The organism is Ruegeria sp. YTSC106, assembly GCF_059609765.1.
Genome location: NZ_JBXWMI010000007.1, coordinates 1 through 16,400, shown reverse-complemented (window position 1 = coordinate 16,400; position 16,400 = coordinate 1). Strand labels below are relative to the sequence as shown.

The following is a 16,400-nucleotide window of genomic DNA, read 5'->3' as shown; positions in this document are numbered from 1 at the left end:
AGGGTTTTTCTTGTTCTGAAACACCTTGAGACGGCCTTACGATTAAGGGGACTCGCGGCACAGAGACTACGCGCGACCGTTGCCCTCTAATCTTTCGGGAAGATGCAATACCTAGTGCAAATCGGCATCAAGGGCTCTGACAGCTTCGACCTGCACGCACCGGACAGAATGAAAAAGAATGTTGAGTGTCGGAGCGGACGGGACCAGAGTCGAACGTTCTCTGGCTGATAAGTCACTGTTATCGTTTGTTTGGATTCACTTGTAGGGGCCAATTGGAGAGGAAGCGACTGTCGAACCAATCAGACCTTCAACGATCCACGACAATTCTGTCGCATGGCCGGAGCAGTCCTGCTCTGGAGCCAAACCAAACTTTCGGGCGTATTCCCCAAGAACTGTGCAGAACTCCAAAATTCGACCGCGAATGTGATCTCGGATCTCTTTGCCTTCGCGCTGGCGGAGCTCGAAGGTGAAACGACTTGTCGTAAATCTCATGACACACGAGAATTGGCAGAAAGGAAGAAGCCCGGGGAAAATAACGGGCAAGACACTTCGGCGGCAAAAGGAGAAGATGATGACCAGACAGGAAGGGGGCTGCCTTTGCGGCAGCATTCGCTATGCGGTATCGGCACCGCCAAGCCGAGTCACGATCTGCCACTGCCGGTTCTGCCAGAAGGCGACCGGCTCGGCCTACATGGTCGAACCGATTTTCGACGAGGCGGCGCTGGAGATCCTGACCGGGACGCCCAAGGTCTATGACCAGGTCTCGGCCGGGTCGGGCAAGACCGTCCATATCCATTTCTGCGCCGATTGCGGCACAAGGCTGTGGCTGAGTTTCGAACGCTTCCCCGGCGCGATCGGCATCTATGCCGGCACGTTCGATTACCCCTGCTGGTTTCCGATCGAACCGGAAACGTCCAAGCACATCTTCCTTGGTGTCGCCCGTGTCGAAACGGTCATCCCGCCCGGCCTGCCGGCCTTTGTCGAACATGCGATGACGAGTGACGGTCAACCGCAGAACGCGACGATATTCGAGAGCTGCCATGTCATCGGCAGCCATTGATCAGCCCCATCGCCTCGACAGGCGAGGCGCGCCTTCCGGCAGCGGGTGACGCGATGCGAAGCCTGCTCTATACCTCCGGGTCCCCCTTCGCGCGTGGCGTGCGGATCCTGCTTGACGAACTCGGACTCGACTATGACCGCAACGAGGCGCTTTCGGCCCCCCGGGGCCGACGATCCGGCCTCGGCGCCCACCCTGCAGGTGCCCATCCTTCGGGACGGTGCGGTCACGCGTTTTGGAAAACGGGCTGATCGCCGAATACCTGCTGCAAACCTATCCTGAAAGACCGGCGGCAACTCCGTCACTGGCCGCTCTGGCCTACCGGCCCAAGCCCCTCTGGCGCGACAAGATGATCCTGGCCACCATCCAGACCTTCGGCACCGCGGCAACGACGATTTCCCAGATGACCTGGCCGGGGTTCGGGTCAGCGACAACAGCCACCTGGCGCGATCGGCCGAAAAGCTCCATCACATTCTGGCAAGGCTCGAGAGGCAGATCGGCGCGCCCGCCGAGGGTTTCCTGCCCGGAAGTGTCTCTATCCAGGGCATCTTTCTTGCCGCTCATGTCCATTTCATTCAGGCACGGCCGCTGGACATCGACGTCGGGCTCGAAAGGTTCGCCAAGATCGCGGCCCTGCTGGACCGGCTCGACGAGCGAGAAAGCTTCGAAGCCAATCCCGTCTGGTGGTGGACACCCGTCGTAACCGGATACGAGCCCGACGGCACACCGGTTTTGGGCGACAGCGTCTGCCCCGAAGGGTGCGGCGCCGGCCCGTATCCGAAGCGGCTTGTGCATCACTCCACAGGGGGCAGGCGTTCTGAGCCGAGCCGAGTTGCCGCAGGGTCCGAACGAGGGATCGCGCCTGGCCGCGAGGGCGGCGAGTGACATTATGACAAGATTAACTGTCTGCCTTTAAACAGAATTTCAGAAAGGACGTTCCCGCACATTGAACCGGGTCGCATGCCCGCGCGCCCAAGCGAGTCAGTGCACCCAGCCTCCTTCGGCTGGGTGGCAGAAGAAATGTCACGTATGGAATGTTCGGTTCCCGGCGCGCAAATTCAAGCGCCTGCCGGGTGATGCACGCGCCAAGGCCAAAGTCCTGCGGGCGCAGGACCAGACCAAAATCCCACTCGGAACCTTCCTTCTGGAAGCCACCCCAGCCGACATAGCGTTCCCCGGCGAAAAAGGCCCAGTGGCCGAGACTGTCACGCGCCCAGCAGGCCTCCTTGGCGGCGACGAAGGCGCGTGCGTCCGTTTCGCCCCAAGGGCCTTTCAGCAAGGGCATGTGCTCGCGCAGGCGCGGGTCCGACATATGCGCGACGAGATCGGCGATTGCGACCTCGGTCAGGCGACCAAAGCGTATGTCGTGGGAAAGGCTCATGTCGACAACCGGGCCTTCGATCCCCCCTCGGTCATCCAGCGCGACAGCGCGCTTTCGCGACGGCGCAGGAAAGCCGCAAGAAACGTGTGGTAGTCCGATGACACGACGTCGCGGACTGATGGACGCGCCGCCAGTGTCGCGCGCCATTGCGACACCTTCGCAAGCCCGTCGAACACACCGAAATTCGCGATGCGGTCGAAAGTATCGAAGTATCGGAAGACCGGCGCAAAGACGGTGTCAACAAGGCTGAACCGTGCGCCCGCAAACCACGGGCCATCGCCAAGCTGATCCTCCAGTAGCCGGAAACGCGCGTGCAGTCTGCCGGCCGTGGCCTCCAGCGTTGCGTCGTCGCGGGCCGAATAGAACCCGGCAATGTCGCCCAGGCATTCCGAACCTAAGCTGATCCAGGCGCGATGGCGCGCTCGGTCGATCGGATCGGCCGGGTGCAGGGGTTTGGGCCGGGTCTCTTCGAGATATTCCAGGATCGCGGCGGATTCGAACAGTGCTGCATCGCCCACCTTCAGCACCGGCGTCCGCCCGAGCGGCGAGATCTCGAGGAACCAGCCGGGTTTGTCGGCAAGGTCCACAGTCACGCGGTCATGGGCGACGCCCTTTTACGCCAAGGCTATAGCGACGCGCTGGACATATGGGCAGAGCACATGGCTGACCAGCGTCAGGTTTTCGGTCATGATAGCAGCCTCGTTATTCAACCGGTTCATGGCAGTTTACCTGCATGAACCAGGTTTTTCAGAGGTTGGATTCGGATCGAACGACCACCGTGCCCTGCATCTGCGGGTGAAAGATGCAGAAGTAAGGGTGTTCGCCCGGCTGGTCGAAGGTGATCGCGGCGCGGGTGTCGCGCGTCATCTCGCCGGTGTCCCAGGAGCTGTCGGCCGCTGTGGCGGTGTGGGGTGCTGGATCGTCATTGATCCAGACAACGGTGTCGCCCATCGCGATCTCGACCAGTGCCGGTTCGAACGCAAATCGGGAAATGCGGACCTCGACCTCGTGTGGGCCGTCGTGGGCTAGCACGCGTGGGGCCGACCCGGCCAGGGCGACGGCACAGCCCAGGCCCCGGCCAAAGTCACGTCGCGTCAGCCGATGCATGACAGACTCGCAACCATCCGTTCGGCGTGCTGCTCATGCACACGGAAGGTGACAAGCGCATCCTCTAGCAATGCCTTCAGGGGTTCGACCGTGACCGTCGGGATGAAGCTTTCGGCGACGGTTTGGTTGACGACCTGATGATAGCCCAGCTCGTTCGTCGCATAGGCGCAATCGAAGGCCTTCCCGCTGAGCGCCATCAACTCCGCACGCTTGGCCTCGGCACCCTCTACAAGAGCTTGGGAAAGGGCGTTGTCCTGCGGGGTCACGTTCAGTTCGGCGATCAGCGCGCCCGCAGCCTCGTTCACCGCCGAATGGTCACGGATCATCGTCTGCGCAAACTCTCGCACCGACTCGTTCTCGGAAATCGCCAGCGCCAAATGGGCATAGCGGATGTCGAGACCGCCGGCGGTGTAGGCGGTGTGGGCGATCTCGAGGTCGTTCATCGGCTCCGCGGCATGGGCAGCGAGACCGCCGCTGGCAAGGGCAAGGCCGAGGGCAAGGGTCATAGTCTTCATCGGTCATTCTCCGTTTCGTGGTTTCGGTTCCTCCGATCTGCCCGAGGATCTCCGGCGTTTGAATGCTGCCAAGTCCGTATTCCATGCTCGATCGTCCGAAGAACTGGACATCGGTGAGAACCCGACAATCATGGAAACCATGTTAGACCTGCTCAGCGATATCCTTACCCGCTTGTCGCTGCTCGGCACGCTCTAGTTCCGCACCAGCTTCACCGATCCCCAGGGGGTGCGCGTGCCGGCCTTCCGCGACGTGGCGCGCTTTCATTTCGCGCATCGGGTCGAGGCTCTGGTGTGGGTGGCGGGGCTCCCGGAACCGGCGCATCTGGCTCAAGGCGACCTGACCGCGCTCAAGATGTCCGACCTCCGCAGTACGCCGAGCTGAGCTATCCGGCCGGCGAATGACGTCATGCAACTCCAACTCGACGGAGAAATACATGACCAATCAAGATCCTATTCCCGCCCGCGTGGCCGCACTCAAGACCAAGTCCACGCCAGACCTGAAGCAACAATGGCGCGAATTGCTCGACAGCGAGCCGCCGCCATTCAATCGTCGCTATTTCGAGAGCCGACTGGCGCACCGCGGACAAGATCCATGCCCTTGTCCTAAAGATAACTTGCCAGATCAGCCGCCACGTAAGACGAGCCGTTGTCGCTGAGCAGCTTCCTCTTGTGCACACCGGTAGCGTTGTTGCGGCCTGAAGCGTCCTATGCCAACTCCGGCGTGTCAGTGACATCGCTCGCCTTCATCGTTGTGCAAAGCTTCTGCTTTTGAACTAAGATCTCCACAGGAACTACGGCTTCATGCGGATCCTACGCACCGTCTTCTACGTGCGCGAGGAACTGCCTCTACCCTCGGGTTCGGACGGGCATGCCCGCCATCTGATTGCGGCATCGCGCGACGACTACAACCAATACCGCCCGCATTCCAGCCTGAGTGGGTTGACACCAAAGGAATATGCTAACCGGTCCGCCGTGGACCAAAACCCGAACAGAGCTAACCAGTCAACGCGGGCTCTTTGGGGAGCGGGTCATTTTTCGCGCATCTTTCGCGTTACGTGACGAAGGTTGCGCCCAGTCAGAAGTGAGCCGATTGGACCCAGGCTGCGCCGCCGGGAAGCAGCGCGGGCATCCAGCATATAGCTGAGAGACCCTTATGGCTCACCAAGGCTTGATGCAACAGCCGAGGCAATTGCCAGGTCCTGGACCCCAAGCCCTGTCAGATCCACGACGGAAAGGCTAGCGTCAGCAAAATTTGCCCCCTCCGACTTGCCCGCAAGAATGTCGCAAAGGGACAGATCTGCCATATCTGAAACGCACCCGGCGCGCACGGCGGCGCCGAAATCGCCGTGATGCAGACATTGCGCGTGATTGTCTGTGGCGATGATGGCGGCGCGCGCCAATACCTCGGGGGCCAGTTCGATCTTGCCGGGACTGTCGGCACCCACCGCCACGATATGGAGCCTGTCCGTCAGATCATCCGCGTGAAGCACCGGCGATGTGGCCGGGGTCGTGGTCACGACAATATCCGCAGCATGGCAGAGATCGCGCCCGGTGGATGCGACCGAGACGGTAAAGCCCTTCTCTTCCATGTCAGTGACATAGGTGCGCATGCTCTCGGGAGAGCGCCCTTTCACGATCAGGCGCGAGATCCCGGTCTCGGCACGGATCGCCTCGGCTTGCAGGCGGGCCTGTGTGCCGGTTCCAACGATACCCAGCGTGGCCTCTCGTTCTTCCGGCTTCAGCGCGGCCGCCAGTGCGCCGGCTGCGGCCGTGCGCATCTGGGTCAGCCAGCCCTCGTCCTGCAGGATCGCAACAGGGCGGCCAGTTTCCGAAGACAAGACCAGAACCAGACCATTATTCACAGGCAAGCCCCGGTACGGGTTCCGGTAGAACCCGGTGGCAAGCTTGACGACGAACCACGGCCGGCCTTTGGCCTTGGCCCCCTTGATGTGGCAATCGCCAAGCAGCTCGCCAACCGCTCCCGGAAACAGGAACTGCATCGGCTCGGGCTGGTCGATCAGCCCGTTTGCCATGTCGATGAACCCTTGCCGCACCGCCGCAATCGCAGCGGGCATGTCGATCAGCTCCCGCAATTCGTCCAGTGCCACAATCCTCATGATGCTGCCTCAGGCCCGGAAATCGGCGTAGTGGGTTTCGAAATGCGCACGCATCGCGGCCAAACCGTCTTCGAACACCTGTTCGCGGCCGAAACCGATGCGGAAATGGTTCTGCGGGATCTCGGTCAGCTCCGAAGCATAGATCGCGCCGGGCAATAGTAGCACACCGCTTTCTTCCAGCAGTTTGCAGCAAAACGCATCGCCCCCTTCCGGCCCGACAAAGCGCGGAAAGGCCACGCACCCGCCCAGGGGGCGCGTCCATTCGATCAAGCCCGGGAAATCGGCGAAGAGCCGTTCCAGCGCCACAACGTTTCGGGACAGAAGCGCGTGGTTGCGCGCAAGGATCCGCTCGCGCGCCTTCAGCGCGATCAGGGCCAGCACCTCAGAGGGGCCGGAATTGCAGATCGACAGGTAGTGCTTGTAGCGTTCGACCCGTTGCAGCAAGTCCCTGTCCTGCGCCGCGATCCAGCCGATGCGCAGGCCCGGCAGGCCATAGGCCTTGGACATCACATTGAGCGAAATACCGCGTTCGTAGATATCGGCGATTTGAGGCATCCGGTCGGCGGGGTCGAGTTCGACGCCGCGATAGACCTCGTCGCTCAGGATCCAGATGCCATGCTCGCGGGCAAGGTCGATCAGTGCCTGAAGATCGTCGCGCGGCATCAGCATGCCGGTCGGGTTGTGCGGAAAGTTCAGCGATAGCAGCCGCGTGTTCGGGCGGATCGCGGCGCGGATGTCATCAAGATCAACCCGCCAGCCGCCTTTCATCTGCGTCCGGTGCATGGGCACGCCAGTGGCGTCGCAGACCGACAGCGGAATGGTCTCGGCGCTCTGGTAGTTCGGGGTCGGCACGATGGCATGGGACGCGCCATCCAGCAGAACCTTGGACACCGCGTAAAGCCCCTCGCCCGCGCCCGCGAGGCACAGGATATTCTCGGCCGCCAGTCCGTCATAGGTTGCCGCGATTTCCGCCCGCAGGGCCGGCGCCCCCCATGTCTCGGTATAGCCGAGCCAGAGCTTTTCATAGGCGTCCCGATCTTCGGGTGTGGCAAGTGCCAACAGGTCCGGCACCGACATGCTTTCCAGGTCCGAGGCCGTCATGTGGTGGCGGGTGGTGAATTCCCATTCCGAGAAGAACACTTCCAGGCCGAAATCGCGCATCGGGCGGGGTGCCGTCATCGAGTGGTCCTTCCTTCAGGTCTTTTTCGTATCGTCCACGATTTTCATCGTGGCAAGGCCGCTATTGCCCAATTCCACCGCCGCGAATGGTCCGCCGTGGCACGTGTTACCGGGGTCCCGCGGGCCCAGCGGAGGCGTCTCAGCCAGGATCTGTTCGGCGAATTGCTCGGCATTGTCCTTCGGGCGATAGCCAAGGAAGCTGGCCTTGCTGTTGTCCACCGGGCAGCGGTCGTTGTTGGAAACCCCGTAAACAACGGCGAACCCGGTCACCGGTGTTTCGATGCTGCGCTGCACCAGCTGGATCAGGTCATCATAGGACAGCCAAGACCCAAGCGCGCGGGCACTGGTGACCTGCGCACAGGAGAGGATGCGCATATGCACGCTTTCCAGCCCGCGCTTGTCCCAGTAAAGCGATCCCAGATCCTCGGCGAAACACTTGGCCAGCCCGTAGAAGGTATCGGGGCGATGGCGAACCTCGGTGTCGATGAAATCGGTCGTGGGGTGCATTCCGACAGCGTGGATGGAACTGCCATAGACCACCCGCCGCAATCCGTTGCGCGCCGCGGCCTCCCAGATGTTGTAGGCGCCGATGAAATTCGGCCCCAAAAGCTTCTCGAACGGCCCTTCGTCCGCATAGGCGCCCATATGCACGACCATGTCGGCGCCTTCCAGCACGCGCATCATGTCGTCAAGGCTGGCAAGATCCGCCTTAGCATAGGTTTCGCCGTCATAAAGCGTGCCGATATCGTCCGCGATGTCGGTCGAGACAAGCTGGTCGCACATCATGGTCAGCGGTTCGCGCAAGTAAGAGCCAAGCCGCCCGGCGGCGCCTGTCAGGACGAGTTTCTTCATCAGTTGGATTCCTTTTCAAGTTGGGCGACCGCTGACGCAATGCCGGTCATCGCATAGGCCTTGGAAACGGCGTTGACCGTCAGCGTGCGGTCCTTGAAGTCCGAGTTGATCGCAGTGAAAGAGGGGAACTTGCGCCCGTTGAACAGGATGTGCTCATAGATTTCGTCCGACAGGATCATCACCTGCGGATGGTCGGCCAGCACCACGCCCAAGCTGTGCAGATCGTCGTCGGAGTAAACGGCGCCGGCGGGGTTGGAGGGCAGGTTCAGTATGATCCAGCGCGTGTGCGCCGTGATGGCGCGGACAAGGTCTCCGGGTTGTAACCGAAACCCGTTTTCGGCCACGCAAGGGATCGTGACGGGCCTGCCGCCAAGGATCAGAACGATATCCTTGTATTGGCCGAAATAGGGCGCGCAGAGCAGGACCTCGTCGCCGTCCTCCAGCGTGGCCCTCATCGCGTTGAAGATCACCTGCTTGGCGCCGTTGGCGACGATGAACTCGTCAACGCCATGGGCGAGATCTTTCTCACGACGCAGCTTGTCGGCCACCGCCTTGCGTAGTGCCAGCGTGCCGCTGGTGGGCGGGTATTTCGTCTGTCCAGCCATGGCAGCGGCATGGGCGGCGTGCTTGATGTGTTCGGGCGTGTCGAAATCCCGCTCGCCGAGCCCGAGGTCAATCACATCCTCGCCGAGCACACGGGCCTCTTTCGCCGCCTGACTGACCCAGGCTGACGCCGAAGGCTTGACCGGATCCAGCCGCGACGACAGCGCGATCATGCCATGCCTCCGCGCACCTGCACCAGCAGCGCGTCGGCGCCGCGGGCCAGGATCGAGGCATCGGTGCCGCAGGCCACAAATGTAAAGCCCTCGTTCAAAAGCTCGGTTGCAAAGCCCGGGTCCAACACCAGCGTTCCGACCGGCACGCCCTTGGCAATCAGCTTTTGCGCCGCCGGTTTGATCAGCGCCCAGACCTCGGGGTCCATCGGCTTGCCAAGCTTGCCGATGTCGGCCGCGATATCCGCCGGGCCGAAGAAGATGCCAGAGACGCCTTCGACATCGGCAATCGCCTCGGCCTGTTCAACGGCCGCACGGGTTTCCAGCTGCAGCAGCACCGCCGTTTCCGCCTCGACGCGCGCCGTATAGTCGCTGATCCGCCCGAACTTGGTCGCCCGCGTCGCGCCAGAGACACCACGGGTCCCGTTGGGCGGATAGCGCGTGGCGGCCACCGCGCGGCGCGCTTCCTCGACCGTCTGGATCATCGGAAACAAGAGCCCCTGCGCGCCCAGATCCAGTAGCCGCTTGACCGCCACCGGGTCGTTCCATTCGACACGCACGATGGCGGTTGTGTCGCTGGCGGCAAAAGCCTGAAGCTGCCCCAGAGTGCTGAAATAGTCGTTCGGGCTGTGTTCCATGTCGATCAGCGCCCAGTCATAGCCCGCGGGCGCTACGACCTCGGCCGAAAAATTGCTCGCAAGGCTGATCCACAGGCCGACCTGTTTGCGCCCCGCCGTGAGCGCTGCTGTAAAGGGATTGGCGGCAAGCTGCATCAGATGATGGCCTTTTCAATGATCGGGCAGTGGTTGGGGATGCGCTCGTAGTTGAAGGGCGTCAGGTCAAGCGCCCGATAGCCGCCATAGGTGATCCATTCCGCCGTACCGCGCCCCATCGCAGGGGATTGTTGCAGCCCGTGGCCGGAGAATCCGTTGAGGAAGAGGAAGTTCTCCACCTTCGTGTGCGGCCCCAAGATTGCGTTGTGATCGAAGGTGTTCATGGCGTAATGCCCGGCCCATTCGGATTGCACCTTGATCGCCTCAAACTGCGGGATTCGGGTGGCAAGGATCGGCCAGACGTGGTTTTCCCACAGCGAGAAATCCATCGCGAAATCGTCGTAGTCCACCGCCGGGTCGATCTCGGAATGGCCGCCGCACTGATAGGTGCCGCCGCCGTTTTCGCGCACATGCACGCCGGATGGGTCGATGGTCAGCGGCAGATCCATCTCCAGCGGCTGTTCGGCCTTGAAAATCCAGGAATAGCGCTTGCGCGGCTCCACCGGGGTCTCGATGCCGGCCATGGCTGCGGTGCGCGCCGCTCTCGGGCCCGAGGCGTTGACCACATGGCCGCAGGCAATCACCTCGCCCGATTTCAGCGTGACGCTGTCCACACGCGTACCGGCGGGGTTGAGCGTCATCGCCACGACCTCGTTCTCGACATATTCCACGCCGCGTTCGCGCGAGGACCGTCGCCACCAGTCGAACACGGCCGACCCGTCCCAGAAGCCTTCGTCCACCGTGTTGATCGAGCCCAGCACGATGTCATCGACATTGTAGAAGGGATAGGCAGCCCTGATCTGGTCGGGCGTCATCAACTGCGTGCCTGCCCCCGCCGCGACCTGAACCTTGTGGCTTTCACGCAGGACATTGGCGAAGGCGTCATTGTCGGCCAGATACATGTAGCCGAAATTGCGGATGCTGAGTTCCGGCACCCGTTCGTCACCGCCCATGTAGCTGCGCAGGTTCTTGACAAAATCCGCCGCGAACTGGCTGATCCGCACGTTGAGCTCGGCCGAGAACTGCTGGCGCATGCAGCTGTTGGTGTGGGCGGTTGAGCAGGCCTGGTAGGTCGTGTCGCGTTCCACCACCAGAACCGAGCCGTAGAAATCCTTGTTGTCGCTCAGAAACCAGGCGGTCGAGGCCCCCATGATCGCCCCGCCGACAATCACTACGTCATACTGGGCCTGTTTCGGGCTTTGCGTTTGTCCGGCCATCAGGCGATCTCCCCTTTTGCGACGGCATCCTCGACCGCCTTGATGTCATCGGCCGTCAGGCCGTAATCCCGCGCTGCGGTTTCTGCCGAGATGTATCCCCGCGCCAGATCGCGCAGGACCATATCCCGCGGCCGCTCGGCAGGGTAGCCATAGCCCGCGCCACCAGGGAAAGCCATCACGACGCGGCGCCCGTGGGGCACGAACTGCTTGCCCTTGCCGCGCATCGGCGTGCCATCGTCCAGCGCGATGGTGGTGCAGGCCCCGGCCATGCCCCCGCGCCGCCCGCGCGCGGGATGTTCGACCCGATCGAACATCGCCTGGATGTCGAACTCGTGGCCTTCCATTGCGCCGACCTCCATGTGTTGGCCCAGCCCGCCACGCGCCTTGCCCGCACCGCCGCTGTCGGGGCGTAGCTCCTTGCGCCAGATGATCACGGGCCCCGCGTGTTCCGTTGCCTCGATCGGCATGGTCATCACGCCCGAAGGGAAGGCGGTTGCATTAAGCCCGTCCAGCTCGGGCCGCGCGCCGGAGCCACCGGAATTGAAGGTCAGCACCTCGGCGCGCCGTGCGTCGACTAGAGTCGGCGCGTCAGAGCGCGGGCGCAGCGAGACTTGAAAATTACACAGGCATCCAGCCCCTTCGGCAGGCACCAGACCCGGCACGATCTTGTCGAATGCGTCATAGACCGTGTCCGGCACGAAGTGACCGACGATGTGGCGCAGCGCGACGGGTGCGGGGTGCAGCGCGTTGACGATGGTGTTTTCCGGGGCCGTGATCTCGAACGGGGCCAATGAGGCTGCGTTGTTGGGGATCGAGGGCGCGATGGCGACCTTCAGCGCATAACACGCATAGGCCTTGGCATAGACCAGCGGGCAGTTGATGCCCTTCTTGTCGAGCCCTGAGGAGCCGGTGAAATCCGACACGATGCGGTCTTCGTGCACCGTGACGCGTACTTTCAGCGTGATCGGCGCGTCGAACCCGTCCACCGTCATTTCGCCTTCGGCGAATTTTCGTGGCAGGGCGGCAATCGCTTCCAGCGTGGCGCGGCGCGAGTTTTCAAGGATGAACGCCGCGATGCCATCCAGGTCATCCAGATCGAACTCGGTCATCATGTCTATCAGGCGGCGGTGGCCGATCTCGTTGCAGGTGGCCAACGCGTAGATGTCGCCGATCAGCTGGTCGGGTTCGCGCACATTGCCGCGAATGATCCGCACCAGCGTTTCGTCCACCTCGCCCCGCTCGGCGAATTTCATGATCGGGATATAAAGCCCTTCTTCATAGACGCTGGCCGCGTCCGCTCCGAAGCCGCGCCCACCGATATCGACGATATGCGCGGTGCAGGCGAAGAACCCTACCAGCACGCCGTTGTGGAACGACGGCGTGACCATGGTGATGTCGTGCAGGTGGCCGGTGCCCTCCCACGGGTCGTTGGTGATGTAGACATCGCCCTCGAATATGTTCTGCCGCCCGATGCGGCGGATGAAATGCGCCACGGCGTCAGCCATCGCGTTGACATGCCCCGGGGTGCCGGTGACGGCCTGCGCCAGCATGTTGCCGTGGGTGTCATAGACCCCGGCGGACAGGTCGCCGGCCTCCCGGACGGAGGTCGAAAAGGCCGTGCGCACCAGCGCCTGCGCCTGTTCCTCGACCACCGAGATCAGCCGGTTCCACATGACCTGATAGGCGACCTTTGAATGTTGCTTTGTCATGTCGGCGCTCCTTACCCCTTGGTCACGACGTCGATGCAGCCGTCGGGCTGGCAGATCGCGTCGCGGCTTGCGGGAACGATGATGGTGGTTTCGGCCTCGGTCACGGCGGCGGGGCCGTTGGCGCGCTGGCCGGTCTGCATGGTCACCCGGTCGATGACCTGGGCCTCGACGAAGGCCCCGGACGCGGCATCGAACACCCGGCGCCGGCCTTGCGCGACGGCGGTGCTTTCGCCGGCCGATGCGGCCACAGGCGCGACGGCTTCAGGCGGTGTGGTCGCATTGACCGACCAGACGGTGATCTCGACATCCAGACCCGCGACCGTGCGGCCGAAGAGCTTGGCATAGTCCTCTTCGAAGCGTGCCAGGAAGGTCGCAGCATCGGGATTAATGGCCTGTTCTTCCGTCAGCGCGATGGGAATTTCCCAGCCCTGTCCGGCATACCGCATGTAGACCTTGAATTCCGAAAGGATCTCCGAGGTCTCGTCGCAAGTCCGCACGAAGCCCGTGACCTCGGATTTCAGCTCTGTCAGCAGCGCTTTGATCCGCGCGGGGTCAAAACCGCTGAGTTTCATGTAGACCGAGCGGTTGGCCTCGTAGCTGTAGGGCGCGCGCAGGAACCCGATGGCCGAACCGACCCCGGCACCGGGCGGCACGATCAGGCGGTCGACACCGAGCTTTTCGCACAAACGCCCGGCATGGAGCGGCGCCGCACCGCCAAAGGCTATCATGGTGTATTCCGACAGATCCTCACCATTCTCGACCGCGTGAACACGGGCCGCGTTGGCCATGTTCTCGTCGACGACCTCGGCCACGCCAAAGGCGGCCTCGATGGTGTCCATCGACAGCGTGTCGCCGACATGGGCGGTCAGCGCCGTTTGCGATTGGTCGGGGTGCAGTTTGATCGCCCCACCAGCGAAATTGTCCGGGTCCAGCTTGCCCAGAACAAGGTCTGCGTCCGTGACCGCAGGCCGCGTGCCACCGCGCCCATAACAGGCCGGGCCGGGTTCGGAGCCCGCGCTCTCGGGCCCGACTCGGATCTGGCGCATGTCGTCCACATGGGCCAACGAACCTCCGCCCGCACCAATCTCCACCATGTCGATCACCGGGATCGAGATCGGCATGCCGGACCCCTTCTTGAACCGGTAGGTCCGCGCGACCTCGAACACACGGCTGGTCTTGGGCGTCTGGTTCTTGATCAGGCAGATCTTGGCGGTCGTGCCGCCCATGTCAAAGCTCAGCACCTTGTCGATGCCGTAACGCGCGGCGATATGGGCGGCAAAGACCGCGCCCCCCGCCGGACCGCTTTCCACCAGCCGCACCGGGAAATCGGCGGCGTTCTGAAGCGAGATGATGCCGCCGCCCGAATGCATCAGGAAGACGAGGCAGTTTACGCCTTCGCCGCGCAACCCCTCTTCCAGCCGGCCGAGGTAGGAGGCCATCAGCGGCTTGATATAGGCGTTCGCCACCACCGTGTTGAACCGTTCGTATTCACGCATCTGCGGGCTGACCTCGGACGAGATCGACACCGAGACATGCGGCAGGCGCTCGGTGAGAACCTCGCGCACCATCTGCTCATGCGCCGGGTTCAGGTAGGAATGGATGAGGCCCACCGCGACGCTTTCGAAACCCGCCTTTTCGATCCGCGCGGCCAGCGCCTCGACCTCGGCGCGGTCCAGAGGCACCATGACCTCGCCACGCGCGTTCACCCGTTCATTCACGGTAAACCGGGACTGCCGCGGCAAGAGCGGCTCTGGCAGGGTCAGGTTCAGATCGTATTGCTCGAACCGGCTTTCGGTGCGCATTTCAATCACGTCGCGGAAGCCTTGCGTGGTGATCAGCGCCGTCCTGGCTCCGCGCCGCTCGATCAGCGCGTTGGTGGCCAGCGTCGTGCCGTGGATGATCTGCCCGATCTCACCGGGCGTGATGCCGGCCCTGGCGCAGACCTGGTGCATCCCGTCGATGATCGCGTTTTCGGGCGCGGCATAGGTGGTCAGCACCTTGGTGGAAAAGATGTCATCCCCTTTTTCAAGCACGACATCCGTGAACGTTCCCCCAATATCCGCACCAAGCCGGATCGCACGCCTGTTCATCCCGTGTTTCCTTTCGACCAACCAGAGCAAGCGGGGGCGGGGATCGACCCCGCTCGGCCCTCGGCGCCCAGTCTTAGGGCCTGCTGAGGAAAACCAAAAATTGGAATTTTTTCTTGTTGTGGTTATGTTGTGTTATCCTTGGCCGCCTCGGCCGTCAGCCGGGCGAGTTCGGCGGCATAGCGCACGAACCGCGGCACGCGCCGGTCGTCATAGCGCGCAAAGACCTGCAAGGGGCTGGGCGTCCAGTCGCAGTTGAGTTCGACCAGCCGGCCCTCGGCAACAGCCTCCTGCACGATCGCCCTGGGCAACAGCGCGATGCCCATCCCGTCCACCGCCATCGGCACGCAGGACGCAAGGCTGCTCGAGTGCACAACCCGATCGCGCGACAGGCCGTTGTGATCGGCAATTTCGGCCAGCTCACGCACGGCCACGGTGTGCCGCGCATGGGTCAGGACAGGATGGGCAAACAGGTCGGCGAGCCCGATATTGCCGCCAATACCTTGTGCCATTTCCGGCGTGGCAACCCAGACGTAGCTGTAACTGCCAAGCGGGATCGTCCCGCGCAATTCGCTGGAAAATGGTGCTGTCTGCAACGCCAAATCCAGTTGCCCGCTGACAAGGCCACGGTCGATCTCGCGCGAAAGATCAACTTCTAGTTCAACGCTGACCGATGCATAAGACGCCCTGAACGCGCGCAGAAAGTCGTGCAGCCATGTGCAGGCGATCAGCTCGGTTACGCCCAGGCGCATCCGCTCCCTGATCAGATCCCGCCGGTTGGCCTGTTCGAGAAACGCCTCGCCTGCCAAAATCACCTGTCGGGCCGCCTCGACCAGCGTCTCCCCGGTCTTCGTCAGCCGGACCGATCCCGCATCCCGGTGCATCAGAACGACCCCGAGAGACTTCTCCAGCGCCGAAATCCGCGCCGAGACATTCGGCTGTGTTGTTCCTAGTGCCGCCGCCGCCTTGCGAAACGTTCCGGCGTCAACCACCAGGACGAAAGCTTCCAATTGCTTGATGGTGATCCGACTTTTTATCATGCGGCTCTCAAGGATAAGAAAAATCTATCCTCATTTTGGCAGATTGACGCCGGAAGGGGAACGGTTCGGCCCGCTCGCGCGATATGGGGGCTGCGAGGGCTCCTTGATCGCCATGCCAGTCAGCACTGTTTGATGTGTCCATGTGTTGGCGAAGGCGGGATCTTTGAACGTTTCGTGGAACTAGGCGCAGAACTGGTTCTCACCACCCTTCAGTGGGACGAGGCGTTTGACATAGGTTCTGATACATTGACTGGCGTTAACGACGACGACTACCAACCACTGTTCCCACTAACCGCGAAGCTGGAAAAGCTAACGATAAAAATCGACCGGCCCCAGTCGAGTCAAGCCGACATTCAAAAGCTCGAAGACGCGATGCAAAGAGCAAGCGACCTGTTGGCTCAAAGGGTTGAGAGGTTGCCTACTTGCTTGAGTCGGGCAGTGGAAAACCGGATGGTTTATTTGTCCGCTTCGTCCGCAAAGTAGACGTTCAAGCAAGTTGCAGCGAACGACCGCATTGAGCCCAAATGTATGTACCGGCTGCTGTTCGCAAGTGAGATATCGGCGTGGCTAGCGGTAGTCGCTGATATGTATCC

At 62.3% G+C, this 16,400-nt stretch carries 17 protein-coding genes and 4 pseudogenes; 5 read left to right on the top strand and 16 right to left on the bottom strand.

Annotated features, from left to right (window positions below):
* The first annotated feature begins 571 nt into the window (after positions 1–571).
* Entirely contained in the window at positions 572–1,060 is a 489-nt protein-coding gene (locus AC2FEB_RS11080) for a GFA family protein (protein ID WP_496672481.1), read from the top strand.
* 315 nt (positions 1,061–1,375) lie between these two features.
* On the opposite strand, the gene AC2FEB_RS11075 is transcribed toward AC2FEB_RS11080, so the two are convergent.
* The 6 genes and pseudogenes from AC2FEB_RS11075 to AC2FEB_RS11050 form a co-directional block, all read right to left on the bottom strand.
* The gene (locus AC2FEB_RS11075; protein ID WP_496672483.1) at positions 1,376–1,852 is read right to left on the bottom strand and encodes a hypothetical protein; all 477 of its coding nucleotides are present in this window, start codon (positions 1,850–1,852) and stop codon (positions 1,376–1,378) included.
* A 103-nt stretch (positions 1,853–1,955) separates the two neighbouring features.
* Complete coding sequence (locus tag AC2FEB_RS11070) at positions 1,956–2,438, bottom strand: GNAT family N-acetyltransferase (protein ID WP_496672485.1); 483 nt, start codon at positions 2,436–2,438, stop codon at positions 1,956–1,958.
* On the bottom strand, positions 2,435–2,887 hold the full coding sequence (locus tag AC2FEB_RS11065; protein ID WP_496884083.1) for a glutathione S-transferase family protein: 453 nt from the start codon (positions 2,885–2,887) through the stop codon (positions 2,435–2,437). The genes AC2FEB_RS11070 and AC2FEB_RS11065 overlap by 4 nt, the downstream gene beginning before the upstream one ends.
* A gap of 15 nt (positions 2,888–2,902) precedes the next feature.
* Positions 2,903–3,040, bottom strand: a pseudogene (locus AC2FEB_RS11060) (glutathione S-transferase family protein); the annotation flags it as partial.
* Positions 3,041–3,185: 145 nt separating this feature from the next.
* Positions 3,186–3,545, bottom strand: a complete 360-nt coding sequence (locus tag AC2FEB_RS11055; RefSeq protein WP_496884064.1) for a cupredoxin domain-containing protein — start codon at positions 3,543–3,545, stop codon at positions 3,186–3,188.
* The gene (locus AC2FEB_RS11050; RefSeq protein WP_496672491.1) at positions 3,533–4,060 is read right to left on the bottom strand and encodes a DUF4142 domain-containing protein; all 528 of its coding nucleotides are present in this window, start codon (positions 4,058–4,060) and stop codon (positions 3,533–3,535) included. Before AC2FEB_RS11050 ends, AC2FEB_RS11055 begins: the two co-directional genes overlap by 13 nt.
* Positions 4,061–4,118: 58 nt before the next feature.
* On the opposite strand from AC2FEB_RS11050, the gene AC2FEB_RS11045 reads away from it, so the two are divergent.
* The 3 genes and pseudogenes from AC2FEB_RS11045 to AC2FEB_RS11035 all read left to right on the top strand — a co-directional run.
* A complete protein-coding gene (locus AC2FEB_RS11045; RefSeq protein WP_496672494.1) occupies positions 4,119–4,256 on the top strand; it encodes a hypothetical protein in 138 nt (45 codons plus the stop codon).
* 36 nt (positions 4,257–4,292) lie between these two features.
* Positions 4,293–4,442: a hypothetical protein gene (locus tag AC2FEB_RS11040; protein ID WP_496672496.1), complete on the top strand. Its 150-nt coding sequence runs from the start codon at positions 4,293–4,295 to the stop codon at positions 4,440–4,442.
* Between the two features lie 52 nt (positions 4,443–4,494).
* A pseudogene (locus tag AC2FEB_RS11035) lies at positions 4,495–4,650 on the top strand (DUF2924 domain-containing protein); the annotation flags it as partial.
* Between the two features lie 16 nt (positions 4,651–4,666).
* Here AC2FEB_RS11035 and AC2FEB_RS11030 read toward each other — a convergent pair.
* Positions 4,667–4,822: pseudogene (locus tag AC2FEB_RS11030) on the bottom strand (IS3 family transposase); the annotation flags it as partial.
* Between the two features lie 105 nt (positions 4,823–4,927).
* Here AC2FEB_RS11030 and AC2FEB_RS11025 point away from each other — a divergent pair.
* Positions 4,928–5,119: pseudogene (locus AC2FEB_RS11025) on the top strand (integrase core domain-containing protein); the annotation flags it as partial.
* Between the two features lie 92 nt (positions 5,120–5,211).
* Here AC2FEB_RS11025 and AC2FEB_RS11020 read toward each other — a convergent pair.
* From AC2FEB_RS11020 to AC2FEB_RS10980, 9 genes are all read right to left on the bottom strand, one after another.
* Positions 5,212–6,177: a Rossmann-fold NAD(P)-binding domain-containing protein gene (locus AC2FEB_RS11020; protein WP_496672499.1), complete on the bottom strand. Its 966-nt coding sequence runs from the start codon at positions 6,175–6,177 to the stop codon at positions 5,212–5,214.
* A gap of 9 nt (positions 6,178–6,186) precedes the next feature.
* A complete protein-coding gene (locus AC2FEB_RS11015; protein ID WP_496672502.1) occupies positions 6,187–7,356 on the bottom strand; it encodes an aminotransferase class I/II-fold pyridoxal phosphate-dependent enzyme in 1,170 nt (389 codons plus the stop codon).
* Positions 7,357–7,371: 15 nt separating this feature from the next.
* A complete protein-coding gene (locus AC2FEB_RS11010; RefSeq protein WP_496672505.1) occupies positions 7,372–8,208 on the bottom strand; it encodes an NAD-dependent epimerase/dehydratase family protein in 837 nt (278 codons plus the stop codon).
* Entirely contained in the window at positions 8,208–8,984 is a 777-nt protein-coding gene (locus AC2FEB_RS11005) for an aminotransferase class I/II-fold pyridoxal phosphate-dependent enzyme (protein ID WP_496672508.1), read from the bottom strand. The genes AC2FEB_RS11010 and AC2FEB_RS11005 overlap by 1 nt, the downstream gene beginning before the upstream one ends.
* Entirely contained in the window at positions 8,981–9,754 is a 774-nt protein-coding gene (locus tag AC2FEB_RS11000; RefSeq protein ID WP_496672511.1) for an HpcH/HpaI aldolase family protein, read from the bottom strand. Before AC2FEB_RS11000 ends, AC2FEB_RS11005 begins: the two co-directional genes overlap by 4 nt.
* Positions 9,754–10,971 carry an NAD(P)/FAD-dependent oxidoreductase gene (locus AC2FEB_RS10995; RefSeq protein ID WP_496884063.1) on the bottom strand — a complete coding sequence of 406 codons (1,218 nt, stop codon included), beginning with the start codon at positions 10,969–10,971 and terminating at the stop codon, positions 9,754–9,756. Before AC2FEB_RS10995 ends, AC2FEB_RS11000 begins: the two co-directional genes overlap by 1 nt.
* Positions 10,971–12,680 (bottom strand): hydantoinase B/oxoprolinase family protein, encoded by a 1,710-nt coding sequence (locus tag AC2FEB_RS10990; RefSeq protein ID WP_496884062.1) that lies wholly within the window; start codon positions 12,678–12,680, stop codon positions 10,971–10,973. Before AC2FEB_RS10990 ends, AC2FEB_RS10995 begins: the two co-directional genes overlap by 1 nt.
* Positions 12,681–12,691: 11 nt before the next feature.
* The gene (locus AC2FEB_RS10985) at positions 12,692–14,770 is read right to left on the bottom strand and encodes a hydantoinase/oxoprolinase family protein (RefSeq protein ID WP_496672520.1); all 2,079 of its coding nucleotides are present in this window, start codon (positions 14,768–14,770) and stop codon (positions 12,692–12,694) included.
* A 122-nt stretch (positions 14,771–14,892) separates the two neighbouring features.
* A complete protein-coding gene (locus tag AC2FEB_RS10980) occupies positions 14,893–15,807 on the bottom strand; it encodes a LysR family transcriptional regulator (protein WP_496672523.1) in 915 nt (304 codons plus the stop codon).
* Positions 15,808–16,400: the final 593 nt, after the last annotated feature.

Coding starts and splice junctions, on each gene's coding strand:
- AC2FEB_RS11015 (WP_496672502.1), bottom strand. CDS start 7,356: ATGACGGCACCCCGCCCGATGCGCGATTTCGGCCTGGAAGTGTTCTTC.
- AC2FEB_RS10990 (WP_496884062.1), bottom strand. CDS start 12,680: ATGACAAAGCAACATTCAAAGGTCGCCTATCAGGTCATGTGGAACCGG.
- AC2FEB_RS11055 (WP_496884064.1), bottom strand. CDS start 3,545: ATGCATCGGCTGACGCGACGTGACTTTGGCCGGGGCCTGGGCTGTGCC.
- AC2FEB_RS10980 (WP_496672523.1), bottom strand. CDS start 15,807: ATGATAAAAAGTCGGATCACCATCAAGCAATTGGAAGCTTTCGTCCTG.
- AC2FEB_RS11075 (WP_496672483.1), bottom strand. CDS start 1,852: ATGCACAAGCCGCTTCGGATACGGGCCGGCGCCGCACCCTTCGGGGCA.
- AC2FEB_RS10985 (WP_496672520.1), bottom strand. CDS start 14,770: ATGAACAGGCGTGCGATCCGGCTTGGTGCGGATATTGGGGGAACGTTC.
- AC2FEB_RS11000 (WP_496672511.1), bottom strand. CDS start 9,754: ATGCAGCTTGCCGCCAATCCCTTTACAGCAGCGCTCACGGCGGGGCGC.
- AC2FEB_RS10995 (WP_496884063.1), bottom strand. CDS start 10,971: ATGGCCGGACAAACGCAAAGCCCGAAACAGGCCCAGTATGACGTAGTG.
- AC2FEB_RS11050 (WP_496672491.1), bottom strand. CDS start 4,060: ATGAAGACTATGACCCTTGCCCTCGGCCTTGCCCTTGCCAGCGGCGGT.
- AC2FEB_RS11080 (WP_496672481.1), top strand. CDS start 572: ATGACCAGACAGGAAGGGGGCTGCCTTTGCGGCAGCATTCGCTATGCG.
- AC2FEB_RS11070 (WP_496672485.1), bottom strand. CDS start 2,438: ATGAGCCTTTCCCACGACATACGCTTTGGTCGCCTGACCGAGGTCGCA.
- AC2FEB_RS11005 (WP_496672508.1), bottom strand. CDS start 8,984: ATGATCGCGCTGTCGTCGCGGCTGGATCCGGTCAAGCCTTCGGCGTCA.
- AC2FEB_RS11010 (WP_496672505.1), bottom strand. CDS start 8,208: ATGAAGAAACTCGTCCTGACAGGCGCCGCCGGGCGGCTTGGCTCTTAC.
- AC2FEB_RS11020 (WP_496672499.1), bottom strand. CDS start 6,177: ATGAGGATTGTGGCACTGGACGAATTGCGGGAGCTGATCGACATGCCC.